Raw genomic sequence first — 13,719 nt, 5'->3', positions numbered from 1 at the left:
CGAGGTCGGGCCCGAATGGTCTCGCTACGCTCGGCGAGACGACGGGCAAACGCATAAGGAGCAGCGGGATCGTGACTACAGCAGGAGCTGCTGGGCCGTACTCGGACGCCGCGGCGGAAACGCTGTGGGCCAACGGGGCAGAACCCGTGCCGGAGAGCACGGAACTCGGACCGACGGGCAGGCCGTTGCGCCTGGTACCGGATCCGCAGCCGCTCGCCGAACACGGTGACGCGCTGATCATCGCCATGTGCAACCAGAAGGGTGGCGTCGGCAAGACCACCTCGACCATCAATCTCGGTGCGTCGCTGGCCGAATACGGCCGTCGTGTCCTGCTGGTCGACCTGGATCCGCAGGGCGCGCTGTCCGCGGGTCTCGGTGTCGCCCACCACGATCTGGACCAGACCGTGCACAACCTGTTGATCGGCACCCGCACCTCCATCGACGACGTGCTGATGGAGACCCGGATCGAGAACCTGGACCTGCTGCCCAGCAACATCGACCTCTCCGCCGCCGAGATCCAGCTGGTCAACGAGGTGGGCCGGGAACAGACCCTGGGCCGGGCCCTGGAACCCGTGCGCGACCGCTACGACTACATCCTCATCGACTGCCAGCCCTCGCTCGGCCTGCTCACCGTCAACGCGCTGGCCTGCTCGGACGGTGTGATCATTCCGATGGAATGCGAGTACTTCTCGCTGAGAGGACTCGCCCTGCTCAACGACACCGTGGAGAAGGTGCGCGATCGCCTGAACCCGCGGTTGAGCCTGTACGGGATCGTGGTCACCATGTTCGACGCGCGACTACTGCATTCACGGCAGGTCATGGCACGCGTCGTCGAGGTGTTCGGCGACCTGGTCTACGACACCGCGATCTCGCGCACGGTCCGGTTCCCGGACGCCAGCGTGGCCGGTGAACCGATTACTACCTGGGCGCCGAAATCCGGTGGCGCCGAAGCGTATCGGGCGATGGCGAGGGAAGTCATCCACCGGTCCGGCCGGTGAACGGCACGCTCGACCCCGCTCCGGCCGCTCAGGACCTCCCCGACGACGCGGGTGCCGTCGGCGTGCCCGCCGAGCGGTCCGGATTCCATCTGACGCTCAGCAATTTCGAGGGCCCGTTCGATCTGCTGCTGACCCTGATCAGCTCGCGCAAGCTCGATGTCACCGAGGTGGCGCTGCACAAGGTCACCGACGAATTCATCGCCTACACCAAGGCGCTGACGGCGGGTATGTCCGCCGAGACCGGGCTGCGCGCCGACAAGATCCTCGATCAAACCACCGAATTCCTCGTGGTGGCAGCCACTCTGCTGGATCTGAAGGCGGCGCGGTTGCTGCCGTCGGGGGAGATGACCGACGCCGAGGATCTGGAACTGCTGGAGGCGCGTGACCTGCTGTTCGCGCGGCTGCTCCAGTATCGCGCGTTCAAGCAGGTTGCCGAGCTGCTGGGTGAGCTGGAAGCGGTTGCGCTGCGGCGTTACCCGCGTTCGGTCAGCCTCGAGGAGCGGTTCGCCGGGCTGCTGCCCGAGGTGACGCTGGGAGTGGACGCCGCCGGATTCGCCGAGATCGCCGCCGTCGCCTTCCGGCCGCGGCCGGTGCCCAGGGTCGGGCTGGACCATCTGCACGCGCACGCCATCTCGGTCGCCGACGAGGCGGCCTGGGTGCTCGAGCGTCTGCGGGAGCGCGGCCCGGGCGGCTGGACCACCTTCGCCGAGCTGGTCGCCGACTGTACGGTGCCGGTGCAGATCGTGGCCCGCTTCCTGGCGCTGCTCGAGCTCTATCGGGGTAAGACGATCGAATTCGATCAGCCCGATCCGCTGGGCCCGCTCGCGGTGAGCTGGATCGGCGATGTGGACGTGAACGCCCCGACGATGACCATCGAGGAGGACTACGGGTGAGCGAGCCCACCGGCGAGAACGAGCCGATCGGGGAGCAGGAGCCGCCATCGACCGCGGACGACGCGGCCGAGGCGAACGGCCAGACCGCGGCCGCGCGGATGATGGAGGCCGCGCGCCTGGCCGAGGTCGCGCGCCTGGCGGCGCGGCAGGCCCGCGCGAACGAGCCCGCGGTGCCCACGACCGCCGAGCTGATCCGGCGCGACGCCGACCTGCTCGCGGACAGTGATATCCAACTCATCGGGCTGGATACCGAGCTCGCCGGGCAATCCTCGGCCGCCCCCGAGGAGACGCTCGACACCCCCGGCGCCCTCGACGACGACGAATTCCGCTCCGCGCTCGAGGCCATGCTGCTGGTCGTCGACGCGCCCGCGCCCGCAGAACAGCTGGCCGCGGCCCTGGACAGCGACACCGAGCGGGTCGAGGACGCGCTGCGGACCATGTCCGCCGAGCTCAGCGCACGTCGCAGCGGCATCGATCTGCGTTTCGCGGGTGACGGGTGGCGCTTCTATACTCGCAGCGAGTACGCGCCGTATGTGGAACAGGTGCTGCTCGACGGCGCGCGAACAAAATTGACCCGCGCGGCGTTGGAAACATTGGCGGTGGTCGCCTACCGCCAGCCGGTGACCCGGACCAGGGTGAGCGCGGTTCGCGGCGTGAACGTCGACGGAGTGATGCGCACGCTGTTGGCGCGCGGCTTGATCGCCGAGGCCGGGGCCGATCCGGAAACGAACGGCACGCAGTACCGCACAACCGAGTTGTTCCTGGAGCGGATCGGGCTCGCGTCACTGTCGGACCTGCCGCCCCTGGCGCCCCTGCTACCGGGCGTCGACCTGATCGATGAGATCAACGACAGTCTGGATACCGATCCCCGGTACACCAGGCTGAAAAAGAACGCCGAGCCAGAGATGGACCTCGGCACCGAGGACTAGGAAAAACATTGAATACGCCCGCTCGCCGAGATGGCACACCGGATCGTAGAAGTAGAAGTGACCAGCCCGCCCGGGGCGGGTCGGCCCGCGGCAGCGGTTCCCGCGGTGCCCGCGCGGCACAGCGCGGAGCGGCTGCCGAGCGTGGCGCCTGGGGTGAGGATCGGGCCCGCCGGGGTGGTGCCCCGCAGCGGGGCGCCGGATCGCGCGCCTCCTCGCGCGGGGAGTACACCACGCCGAGTGGCACGCCGCAGCGCGGATCGTCGCAGCGCGGCGGATCGTGGGGCCAGGATGAGCGCGGCGGGCGTGGTGCGGCCGCGGCCGGTCGCGGCGCCGCGCGCAAACCGGTCGCGCCGACCGGCAAGAAGAAGACCGCCAAGCCACAGCGGCCGAGTCCGTCGGCGCCGCTGCTGAGCAATGCCAAGCCGGCCAAGCATCAGTACATCGATGCCGAGGTCGACGGCGGCAAATCGCTCACCAAGCTGCCCGCCGGCGAGGGCGAGCGTTTGCAGAAGGTGCTGGCCAAGGCGGGTGTGGCTTCGCGCCGCGCTGCCGAGGAGATGATCGATCAGGGCCGCATCGAGGTCGACGGCGTGATCGTGCGTGAGCAGGGTCTGCGGATCGACCCGCAGACCGCGGTCATCCGGGTCGACGGCACCCGCGTCATGGTGCGCGAGGAACTCGTGCACATCGCGTTGAACAAGCCCAAGGGCTGGCAGTCGACCATGTCGGACGATCTGGGCCGCCCGTGTGTCGGCGATATCGTCGCCGAGCGGATCGCGGCCGGTCAGCGGCTGTTCCATGTCGGGCGTCTGGACGCCGACACCGAGGGCCTGCTGCTGCTCACCAATGACGGCGACCTGGCGCATCGGCTCATGCACCCCTCCTTCGAGGTCTCCAAGACCTACCTGGCCACGGTGAACGGCGAGGTGCACAAGGGGATCGGCAAGCGCCTGCGCGACGGCATCGAGCTCGAGGACGGCCCCGCCAAGGTGGACAAGTTCCAGGTGCTCGAGCTGGGCGAGGGACGTTCGCTGGTGAAGCTGGAGCTGCACGAGGGCCGCAAGCACATCGTGCGCCGCCTGCTGGCGGCGGTGGGCCACCCGGTGATTCGCCTGGTGCGCACCAATATCGGACCGGTCGCGCTGGGCGACCAGCGGCCCGGCACCCTGAAGGTGCTCGGTCGCGGCGAAGTCGGCAAATTGTATGAGGCGGTGTCGTTGTGAACGGTGTGGAGACTTCCGTGGCGGTTACGGAACAGCTGATCGGCAGCGGTCCCCTGGTCGTCGCGATGGACGGGCCGTCGGGCACCGGTAAATCGAGCGTGTCGCGGATGCTGGCCACCCGGCTGGGCGCGCGTTATCTCGATACCGGCGCCATGTACCGGGTCGCGACCCTGCGTGTGCTGCGCGCCGAGGTCGATCTGACCGATGCCGCGGCCATCGCCGCCGCGGTCAAGGAACTGCCCTTGCATATCGGCACCGACCCCGGCCGTGAGGTGATCGAGCTCGACGGCGTGGATGTGTCCTCGGAGATCCGCGGTGACGCGGTGACCAAGGCGGTCTCGGCGGTCTCGGCGGTGCCCGAGGTGCGTGATCTGCTGGTGGCCGTGCAGCGTGAGCTCGCCGCGGCCGCCGGGCGGATCGTGGTGGAGGGACGCGATATCGGCACGGTCGTGCTGACCGGCGCCGACGCCAAGATCTATCTGACGGCCTCGGCCGAGGCGCGAGCGCAGCGCCGCAATCAGCAGAACATTTCCGAGGGCCGCGGTGACGATTACGCGGCCGTGCTGGCCGACGTCCAGCGCCGTGACAATCTGGATTCCACGCGCGCGGTCTCTCCGTTGCGGCCGGCGGCGGATGCGGTGCTGGTCGATACCAGCGCGCTGACCAAGAACCAGGTTATCGACGCGCTGTATCAGGTTGTCGCCCAGCAGCTTTCGACGACAGGAGGGTCCCGGTGACGGAGGACGTACTGGCCGGTGACGGCGTCTGGAGCGACGAATCCGACTGGGAGCTGCTCGATTTCGACGGCGAGGGGGAGGGCGAAGAGTATGTCGCCATGCCGACCCTGGCTGTCTGCGGCCGGCCGAATGTCGGCAAATCGACGCTGGTGAACCGGATTCTGGGCCGCCGCGAGGCGGTGGTCGAGGACATCCCCGGCGTCACCCGCGACCGCATCTCCTACGAGGCGACCTGGGCGGGCCGCCGGTTCTTCGTGCAGGACACCGGTGGCTGGGAACCCGATGCCAAGGGCTTGCAGCAGTCGGTGGCACGCCAGGCCGAGCTCGCCATGGAGACCGCGGATGCGATCCTGCTGGTCGTGGACGCGACCGTGGGGGCTACCGCCACCGACGAGGCGGCGGTGAAGAAGCTGCGGCGCTCCAAGATCCCGGTGATCCTGGTCGCCAACAAGGTCGATTCGGAGAAGCTCGAGGCCGAGGCGGCGGCGCTGTGGTCGCTGGGGCTGGGCGAGCCGCGCATGGTCTCGGCCGCGCACGGCCGCGGCACCGGTGATCTGCTCGACGACGTGCTGGCCGTGCTGCCGGAGACGCCACGCGAGGGCACCGGCGGTCAGGGGCCACGCCGCGTGGCGCTGGTCGGTAAGCCGAACGTGGGTAAGTCGAGTCTGCTGAACAAGCTGTCCGGCGCGGAGCGCTCCGTGGTGCACGATGTCGCGGGCACCACGGTCGATCCGGTCGACTCGCTGGTCGAATTGGGCGGCAAGATCTGGAAGTTCGTCGACACTGCGGGTCTGCGCCGCAAGGTCTCCCATGCCAGCGGCATGGAGTTCTACGCCTCGCTGCGCACCAAGTCCGCACTCGAGGCCTCCGAGGTGGCGATCATGCTGATCGACGCCTCGCAGCCGATGACCGAGCAGGATCTGCGGGTGATCAGCATGGTCGCCGATTCCGGTCGCGCGCTGGTGCTCGCCTTCAACAAGTGGGATCTGGTCGACGAGGACCGGCGGCTGCAACTGGAGAAGGAGATCGACCGCGAGCTGGTCCGGGTGCCGTGGGCGCAGCGGGTCAATATCTCGGCGCATACCGGTCGCGCGGTGCAGAAGCTGGTGCCCGCGATGGAGACCGCGCTGGAGTCGTGGGACAAGCGGGTGCCGACCGGCCGGTTGAACAACTGGCTCAAGGAGGTCGTCGCGGCCACCCCGCCGCCGATGCGCGGTGGCCGGCTGCCCCGGGTCATGTTCGCGACCCAGGCCTCCACTCGTCCGCCGACGTTCGTGCTGTTCACCACCGGGTTCCTGGAGGCGGGCTATCGCCGGTTCCTGGAGCGGCGGCTGCGCGAGGAGTTCGGTTTCGACGGGTCGCCGGTGCGCATCTCGGTGCGTATCCGCGAGAAGCGGGACCGTAAGAAGTAGTGGTCGGGATGGGCGGCGGGTCGGGACCGCCGCCCATTCGTGAGCGTAGCCGGATCTGAACCGGCTGCGCTTCAGTTGTTTGTGGGGGCTTGACCGGACGATCTTCCGGACACGCGAGCCGCTCGCTCGCAATCTGGCGGCATGTGCCATCAGAATGGGGTCGGGCGGCGACCACGTCGCCCGAGGAGGGTGACGATGGTCGAGACGGTGCAGGAGCGGCGTGCACGCCGGGTGGCGCAGCTGTACGCCGAGTATCCGGAGATCCAGGCGGCTCGCCCGGATAGTGCGGTCAGCGCGGAACTGCGCCAGCTGCGGCTGCCGCGCATCATCGAGCGGTTGACCGAGGCATACGCGGACCGGCCTGCCCTGGGGCAGCGGGTATTCGACGACGCCACGGGGCAACTGCGTCCCGAGTTCGAGACCATCACCTATGCGGAGCTGGGCGCGCGAGTCGACGCGGTCACGGCGGCCTGGTACGAATCCGGCGTGCGCGCCGGGGATTTCGTGGCGATCGTCGGATTCACCAGTATCGACTACACGATTCTGGATCTGGCGTGCGTGCGGCTCGGCGCGGTCGCGGTGCCGATGCAGGCGAGCGCGCCGGTGGCGCAGTTGGCGTCGATTCTCGCCGAGACCGCGCCGCGCGTGGTCGCGGCGAGCGCGGAACTGCTCGACCACGCGGTGAACTGCATGCTCGCCGCCGCCGTGCCGGCTGCCGTCGTGGTCTTCGACTTCCGCGCCAAGGACGAGAAGCATTGCGCGGCCGTCGATTCCGCACAAGCGCGACTGGAAGGCCGCGTCGTCGCGCTCGACGCGCTGATCGAGCGCGGCCGGGGCCTGCCCGCCGCGCCCGTCTGTGAACCCGCCGACGACACCCTGACCATGCTGATCTACACCTCCGGCAGTACCGGAACGCCCAAGGGGGCCATGTACACCGAGCCGCTGGTGCGCAAGATCTGGCTGGCGCAGCCGCAGCTCGCGGCGATCAACCTCAACTTCATGCCGCTGAGCCACGTGGCCGGGCGGATGACCCTGCACGGCCTGCTGGCACGCGGTGGCACCGGGTATTTCGCGGCACACAGCGATATGTCGACCCTTTTCGAGGACATCGCCCTGGTCCGGCCGACCGAGCTGTTCTTCGTGCCGCGCGTGTGCGACATGGTGTTCCAGCGTTTCCTCGGCGAGGTCGATCGACGCCACACGCCCGGCGTTGATCGCACCGTGCTCGAGGCCGAGGTGAAAACCGAACTGCGCGAACAGTTCCTGGGTGGCCGGGCGATGACCGCGATCTGCGGCAGCGCCCCGCTGGCCGCCGAGATGCGGACCTTCATCGAATCGGTGATCGATCTGGACCTGCACGACGGCTACGGCTCCACCGAGGCGGGCGGCGGTCTGGTCATCGACAATCGGGTGCGCCGCCCGCCGGTGCTGGACTACAAGCTCCTCGACGTACCCGAACTCGGCTACTTCGGTTCCGATCGGCCGCATCCGCGCGGTGAACTGCTGCTCAAGACCGAAGCGATGATTCCGGGCTATTTCAAACGCCCCGATGTCACGGCCGAGGTCTTCGACGCGGACGGCTTCTATCGCACCGGTGACATCGTGGTCGAGCTCGGGCCCGACGAACTGGTGTGCGTGGACCGGCGCAACAATGTGCTCAAACTGGCCCAGGGTGAATTCGTGACGGTCGCGAAGCTCGAGGCGGTGTTCGCCACCAGCGCGCTGATACGGCAGATCTATGTCTACGGCAGCAGCGAGCGCGCCTATCTGCTCGCGGTCGTCGTGCCCAGCGCCCAGGCGTCGCGCCTCGCGGATCCGAAAGCCGCGCTGGCGGAATCGATGCAGCGCCTGGCCCGAGAGGCGCACCTCGAATCCTATGAGATCCCAAGGGATTTCCTGGTCGAGACCGAGCCGTTCAGCGTCGAGAACGGTCTGCTGTCCGGCATCGGGAAACTGTTGCGGCCCAAGCTGAAAGAATGCTACGGCGCGCGGCTGGAACAGCTCTACGCCGATCTCGCGGCGGCGCAGGCGAACGACCTGCTCGACCTGCGGCGCACGGCCGCCGCGCAGCCGGTACCGGCCACGCTGGCGCGGGCGGTGCGCGCACTGCTCGGCTGCGCCGACTCCGATATCGCGCCGGACGCGCACTTCACCGATCTCGGCGGCGATTCGCTCTCGGCGCTGTCGCTGTCGACGCTGCTACGGGAGATCTTCGAGGTCGAGGTGCCGGTCGGTGTGCTCACCGGCCCGGCGGCGGATCTGCGGTCGATCGCGGAATACATCGAGGTGCAACGCGATTCGGCGAATGCCCGGATCGCCTTCGAGGACGTGCACGGTGCCGCGGACCGGGTCCGGGCCGCCGACCTGAGGCTCGAGCGGTTCATGGCGGTCGACGCGCTGGCCGGGGCCGCCCCGCCCGCCGCCGAGGTCCGTACCGTCCTGCTCACCGGCGCGAACGGCTACCTGGGGCGTTTCCTGTGCCTGGAATGGCTGCGGCGGCTGGCCGCGGTCGACGGGCGGCTGATCTGCCTGGTACGCGGTGCCGATACCGCGCGGGCGCGGGCACGGCTGGACGCGGCCTTCGATTCCGGCGATTCGGCCCTGCGGGCCGAGTACGCGCGGCTGGCCGAACGGCTGGAGGTCGTCGCGGGTGATGTGGGCGAGCCGAATCTCGGTGTGAGCCAGTCCGATTGGCTGCGGCTGGCCACGGAGGTGGATCACATCGTGCATTCGGCCGCTCTGGTCAATCACGTGCTGCCGTACCGGCAGCTGTTCGGCCCCAATGTGGTCGGTACCGCCGAGATCATCCGGCTCGCCCTGCACACCCGGCGCACCCCCGTCGACTTCCTCTCCACCGTCGCCGTGGCGGCCCAGATCGATCCCGCCGCGTTCGACGAGGACGCCGACATCCGCGTGATCAGTCCGGTCCGGCAGGTGGACGGCGGTTACGCCAACGGCTACGGCACCAGCAAATGGGCGGGGGAGGTGCTGCTGCGCGAGGCGCACGAGCGCTTCGGCCTATCCGTCGCGGTCTTCCGCTCCGACATGATCCTGGCGCACAGTCGTTTCGCGGGGCAGCTCAACCTGCCCGACGTATTCACCCGGCTGCTGTTCAGTGTGCTCGCCACCGGCCTCGCGCCCCGTTCCTTCTACCGGCCCGGCCCCGGCGGCGTCCGCGGCCGGGCCCATTACGACGGCCTGCCCGCCGACTTCACCGCGGCCGCCGTCACCGCCCTGGGCCGGCCGTCGGGCTATCGGACCTATGACGTGCTCAACCCGCACGACGACGACATCTCCCTGGACACCTTCGTCGACTGGTTGATCGAGTCCGGCCACGAGATCCTGCGGCTCGACGACTACGAGGATTGGCGCACCCGGTTCGAAGGCGCGCTGCGGGCTCTGCCCGAACACCAGCGCCAGCATTCCCTGCTCCCGCTGTTGCACGCCTATACCCGTCCGGCCCGCCCCCGCGCGGGCGCGGCCCTGCCCACCGAACGGTTCCGGTCCGCGGTCCGCTCCGCCGGGCTGGACATCCCGCACCTGGATCCGGCGCTGATCCGCAAATACGCCTCCGACCTCGCGCTGCACGGCTGGCTCTGATCCGGGGTGTCGCGATCGCGGATGCGGGTATACGCCAGTCGAAGGAGGTGTGAGGACATGCCCCAGCAGCAATGGAGTGACAAACGCGAACGGCAGTACGAGCACATCAAGGAAGCGCAGCAGGAGCGCGGCACCAGCACGAAACGCGCCAAGGAGATCGCGGCGCGCACCGTCAACAAGAACCGCGCCCGCTCCGGCGAATCCAGCACCGCGAGCCGCACGTCGACGCGCGGCAAATCACCCCAGCAGCGCGGTGGCCGGCGCTCCGGCACCGACCGGCCCAAGGGTCTGACCCGCGACCAGCTCTACAACGAGGCCAAACAGCGCAATATCAAGGGCCGCTCGAAGATGAACAAGCGCCAGCTGGCCGACGCCCTCGGTAAATAGCTCAGGTCTGGTAATACCGCGCGAGCGCGAGGGCACGCTCGCGCATGGTCGTACGCAACCAGGCCGGTTCGAGGGCTTGCACATCGGTGCCCAGCTGCCACAGCGCCCACTCGGCGTGCCTGGCGTCCTGGAAGGTCAGCTCGAGCCGCACCCAGCCGTCGGTATCGCTGCCCTCGGCCAGTACCGCCAGCGCCGTATCCACCAGTTCCTCGCGGCGCGCCGGATGCAGCCGGGCCAGCACCGCGACCTGGTCGCCGCCGGTGCGGAACCGGGTGCCGCGCTCCTGCCAGGCCTGATCCAGATCGACGCGGGGCGGGCGCTGGGCGGGTTCCGGGAGCGCTTCGGCGGCCCGGATTCGCGACAGCCGATAGGTACGATCCGCACCCGCGCGCGTCGCCAGCAGATATCCCTGTTCGCGCACGGTGACCAGGCCGATCGGGTCCACTGTGCGCCATCGCGGGGACTGGTCCACGGCCGCGTAGTGGATGCGCAGTTTCCGTCCTGCGAACACCGCCCGCCGCACCTCGGCCACTACGGCGTCGGGCACCGCCTCCGCCACCAGCCGACGCGAGAACAGATCGGTTTCCGGGTCGATGAGCAGCCGCTCGGCCGCGCCGGTGGCGATGTCGCGATAGCTGTCGGGCAGCGCGTCGACCACCTTGCGCATGCCCGAGGCCAGTGCCGAGCCTAGGCCGAAAGCCTGTGCGCCACGGCGTGATCCGGCCACCAGGAGGGCGAGCGCCTCCTCGTGGTTGAGCCCGGTGAGCTCGGTCCGGAACCCGGGCAGCAGCGCGAAGCCGCCGTGTCGCCCGCGTTCGGCGTATACCGGGACGCCCGCGATCGAGAGCGCCTCGATATCGCGCAGCACGGTACGGGTGGACACCTCGAGTTCGGCGGCCAGCGCCGCCGCGGACATCCGGCCGTGGCGGCGCAGCAGCAGAACCAGGGACACCAGCCGGTCGGCGCGCATGGAGAAAATCCTCTTCCGAATACACGACATGAGATGTCGTGATTACTTGGCAGCCTAGACCCCATGACCAACAAGAAGCCGGCCACAGAGCCGAACGACCTGGGTAAATTCTTCATCGAGCGCGCCAACGCGGGCGATGTCGACGGGCTGGTGGCGTTGTACGAGCCGGACGCCGTGCTGGCGTTCCCGCCCGGCACTATCGCGACCGGTCACGCGGAGATCCGCAAGGTGTACGAGCAGTTCGTGGCGGCCGCGCCCGTGCTCGAGCCGGGTCGTCCGCATCCGGCGCTGATCAGCGGTGATCTGGCGATGACCTCGACCACGCTGACCACCGGTGAGGTGGTCGTGGAGATCGCGCGCCGCCAGCCCGACGGCTCCTGGCTGTGGGCGGTCGACCAGCCATCGCTCGCGCCCTAGCCCGAGGGTGCGGACCGGTGACCCGGCCGGTCCGCACCGCGACGCGCGGCGCGTGCGGGTCGCCGTGCGCGGCGGCCGCAGCCGGTAGGGTCGGCGGCCGTACGGATCGCAGCGTCGTCGAAGGAGTTACGTGGGCACCTCCGGCCGTTCCGAGTTCGACCGCCGTGGCTTCCTGATCGCGCTGGGGCTGCTGCCCGCGCTGGCGGCGTGCGAGCAGCCACCGAAACCGTTGGCCGGACCGGATCTGGCCGGATCGGATTCGCGGATCACGCCCCGCGACGATCTGTACCGGTCTGTGAACGGCCGCTGGTTGCAGGAGTACCGGCTGCCGCCGGATCGGGCCTCCTACGGCACATTCGCCGAGGTGGCCGACCGCACCGAGGCGCAACTGCGCGACCTGATCGATGGAATCCGGGATCCCGCGCCAGGTTCCGAGGCGCAGCAGGTACGCGATCTCTACGACGCGTTCCTCGACACCGGCACCCTCGACGAGCTGGGGGTGACACCGTTGGCGGGTCTGCTCGACCGGATCGATACCGCCGCAGCCAAACCCGATCTCGCCGAGGTGATGGGCGCGCTGCCGATCGGCGGGCTGATCGGGCTGCGGGTCGCACCGGATCCGAAGCGGTCCACCGCCTATGTGGCGACGGTGTCGCAATCCGGGATCGGGCTGGACGAAGAGTACTACCGCAAGCCCGAGGCCGCCGGCAAACTCGCCGCCTACCGCACCTTCCTCGAACGGATCGCGGCCGGAGCGGGTTTCGCCGATCCCGTCGCGCCGGCACAGCGGGTGCTGGACCTGGAAACCCGGATCGCGGCGCTGTACTGGGACGACGTACGCGAGCGCGATCCGAACGCCGGCTACAATCCCATGACCTGGGATGAAATGACCGGTAGCGCACCGGGTTTCGACTGGGATCGCTGGTTGTCCGGGCAGACCGACCGGCCCCGCGAACTCTTCGAGCAGGTGGTGGTCCGGGAACCCTCCTTCGTCACCGGCGCCGCGAGCCTGTGGCAGGAGGTCGATATCGCCACGTGGCGTGACTATCTGAAGCTCGCGCTGCTGCGCGCCTTCGCCGAATACCTGACCGGCGAGATCGCGCGGGCGCGCTTCGAGTTCTGGGGCACCGAGATGGAAGGCGCCCAGCAGCCGCCGCAACGCTGGCGGTCCGGCCTGGCCGTCGTCAACCGGTACCTGGGCGATCAGCTCGGGAAAATGTATGTGGCCGAGTACTTTCCGGCGGAGGCCAAGCAGCGGGTGCAGGACATGGTCGCCGACCTGATGGCGGCCTACCGCGCCGATTTCGAGCGTTCTTCCTGGATGTCACCGCCCACCAGGGCCGCCGCCGTCGCGAAACTCGACAAGATCACCACCAAACTCGGCTATCCCGAGCAGTGGCCGGACTATTCGGGCCTGACCGTCACCCGGGGCAGGCTGGTCGAATCCCTGCTCGCCGCGAAGACTTTCGCCGATCGGCGGATGTTCGACCGGCTCGGCAAGCCGGTCGACAAGGCGGAGTGGGAACTGCCGCCGCAGACGGTGAACGCCTACTACAACCCCGCCGCCAACGAGATCGTGTTCCCCGCGGCGATTCTCCAGCGGCCGTTCTTCGACGCCGAGGCCGAACCGGCCGTCAACTACGGTGCGGGTGGCGCGGTGATCGGCCATGAGATCGGCCACGGTTTCGACGACCAGGGGTCGCGCTTCGACGGCGACGGCAATCTGCACGACTGGTGGACCGCCGAGGACCGCGCCGCCTTCGACGCCAAGACCGCCCAGCTGATCGCCCAGTACGACGCCCTGGTCCCCGCGGGCCTGGAGGCCGCACAGCACGTCGACGGCGCGCTGACCGTCGGCGAGAATCTGGCGGATCTGCGCGGCTTGCAGATCGCACTGGCCGCGGTGCGCCTGGCGGCCACCCGCGGGGACACCGCACCGAGTCTGCGCACGGTGTTCGAATCCTGGGCTCGCATCTGGCGCACCACGATGACACCGCAGGCGCTGGCGGCCCAGCTCGCCAGCGACCCGCACGCGCCCGCGGAATTCCGGTGCAACCAGTCGGCTCGCAACCTCACCGAGTTCTACACGACCTTCGATGTCCGGCCCGGCGACGCGATGTGGCTGCCCCCGGATCAGCGAGTCGTCCTGTAGG

The 13,719-nt window shown here is 69.1% G+C and carries 11 protein-coding genes; 10 read left to right on the top strand and 1 reads right to left on the bottom strand.

Annotated features, from left to right (window positions below):
• The first annotated feature begins 122 nt into the window (after nt 1-122).
• The 8 genes from ACFVMC_RS31115 (at nt 123) to ACFVMC_RS31080 (ending at nt 10,179) form a co-directional block, all read left to right on the top strand.
• Nucleotides 123-998 carry a ParA family protein gene (locus ACFVMC_RS31115; RefSeq protein ID WP_379216263.1) on the top strand — a complete coding sequence of 292 codons (876 nt, stop codon included), beginning with the start codon at nt 123-125 and terminating at the stop codon, nt 996-998.
• Nucleotides 995-1,891, top strand: coding sequence for a segregation and condensation protein A (locus tag ACFVMC_RS31110; protein ID WP_379216228.1), 897 nt, complete (start codon nt 995-997; stop codon nt 1,889-1,891). Before ACFVMC_RS31115 ends, ACFVMC_RS31110 begins: the two co-directional genes overlap by 4 nt.
• Before the next feature lie 236 nt (nt 1,892-2,127).
• The gene (gene scpB, locus ACFVMC_RS31105) at nt 2,128-2,820 is read left to right on the top strand and encodes an SMC-Scp complex subunit ScpB (RefSeq protein ID WP_379216261.1); all 693 of its coding nucleotides are present in this window, start codon (nt 2,128-2,130) and stop codon (nt 2,818-2,820) included.
• Nucleotides 2,821-2,828: 8 nt separating this feature from the next.
• Entirely contained in the window at nt 2,829-4,043 is a 1,215-nt protein-coding gene (locus ACFVMC_RS31100) for a pseudouridine synthase (protein ID WP_379216226.1), read from the top strand.
• Nucleotides 4,044-4,108: 65 nt separating this feature from the next.
• On the top strand, nt 4,109-4,780 hold the full coding sequence (gene cmk, locus ACFVMC_RS31095) for a (d)CMP kinase (RefSeq protein WP_379216259.1): 672 nt from the start codon (nt 4,109-4,111) through the stop codon (nt 4,778-4,780).
• On the top strand, nt 4,777-6,192 hold the full coding sequence (gene der / locus ACFVMC_RS31090; protein ID WP_379216224.1) for a ribosome biogenesis GTPase Der: 1,416 nt from the start codon (nt 4,777-4,779) through the stop codon (nt 6,190-6,192). Before cmk ends, der begins: the two co-directional genes overlap by 4 nt.
• Nucleotides 6,193-6,387: 195 nt before the next feature.
• Entirely contained in the window at nt 6,388-9,792 is a 3,405-nt protein-coding gene (car, locus tag ACFVMC_RS31085) for a carboxylic acid reductase (protein WP_379216223.1), read from the top strand.
• A gap of 57 nt (nt 9,793-9,849) precedes the next feature.
• Nucleotides 9,850-10,179, top strand: coding sequence for a plasmid stabilization protein (locus ACFVMC_RS31080; protein WP_379216221.1), 330 nt, complete (start codon nt 9,850-9,852; stop codon nt 10,177-10,179).
• Between the two features lies 1 nt (nt 10,180).
• On the opposite strand, the gene ACFVMC_RS31075 is transcribed toward ACFVMC_RS31080, so the two are convergent.
• Nucleotides 10,181-11,149 carry a helix-turn-helix transcriptional regulator gene (locus tag ACFVMC_RS31075; protein ID WP_379216219.1) on the bottom strand — a complete coding sequence of 323 codons (969 nt, stop codon included), beginning with the start codon at nt 11,147-11,149 and terminating at the stop codon, nt 10,181-10,183.
• A 63-nt stretch (nt 11,150-11,212) separates the two neighbouring features.
• Here ACFVMC_RS31075 and ACFVMC_RS31070 point away from each other — a divergent pair, with 63 nt between their 5' ends.
• Nucleotides 11,213-11,566 carry a YybH family protein gene (locus tag ACFVMC_RS31070; RefSeq protein WP_379216217.1) on the top strand — a complete coding sequence of 118 codons (354 nt, stop codon included), beginning with the start codon at nt 11,213-11,215 and terminating at the stop codon, nt 11,564-11,566.
• Nucleotides 11,567-11,696: 130 nt separating this feature from the next.
• On the top strand, nt 11,697-13,718 hold the full coding sequence (locus tag ACFVMC_RS31065; RefSeq protein ID WP_379216216.1) for a M13 family metallopeptidase: 2,022 nt from the start codon (nt 11,697-11,699) through the stop codon (nt 13,716-13,718).
• Nucleotide 13,719: the final 1 nt, after the last annotated feature.

It is taken from the genome of Nocardia sp. NPDC127579, from assembly GCF_042672005.1.
Lineage (GTDB): Bacteria > Actinomycetota > Actinomycetes > Mycobacteriales > Mycobacteriaceae > Nocardia.
This window is presented reverse-complemented; position numbering and strand designations above follow the sequence as displayed.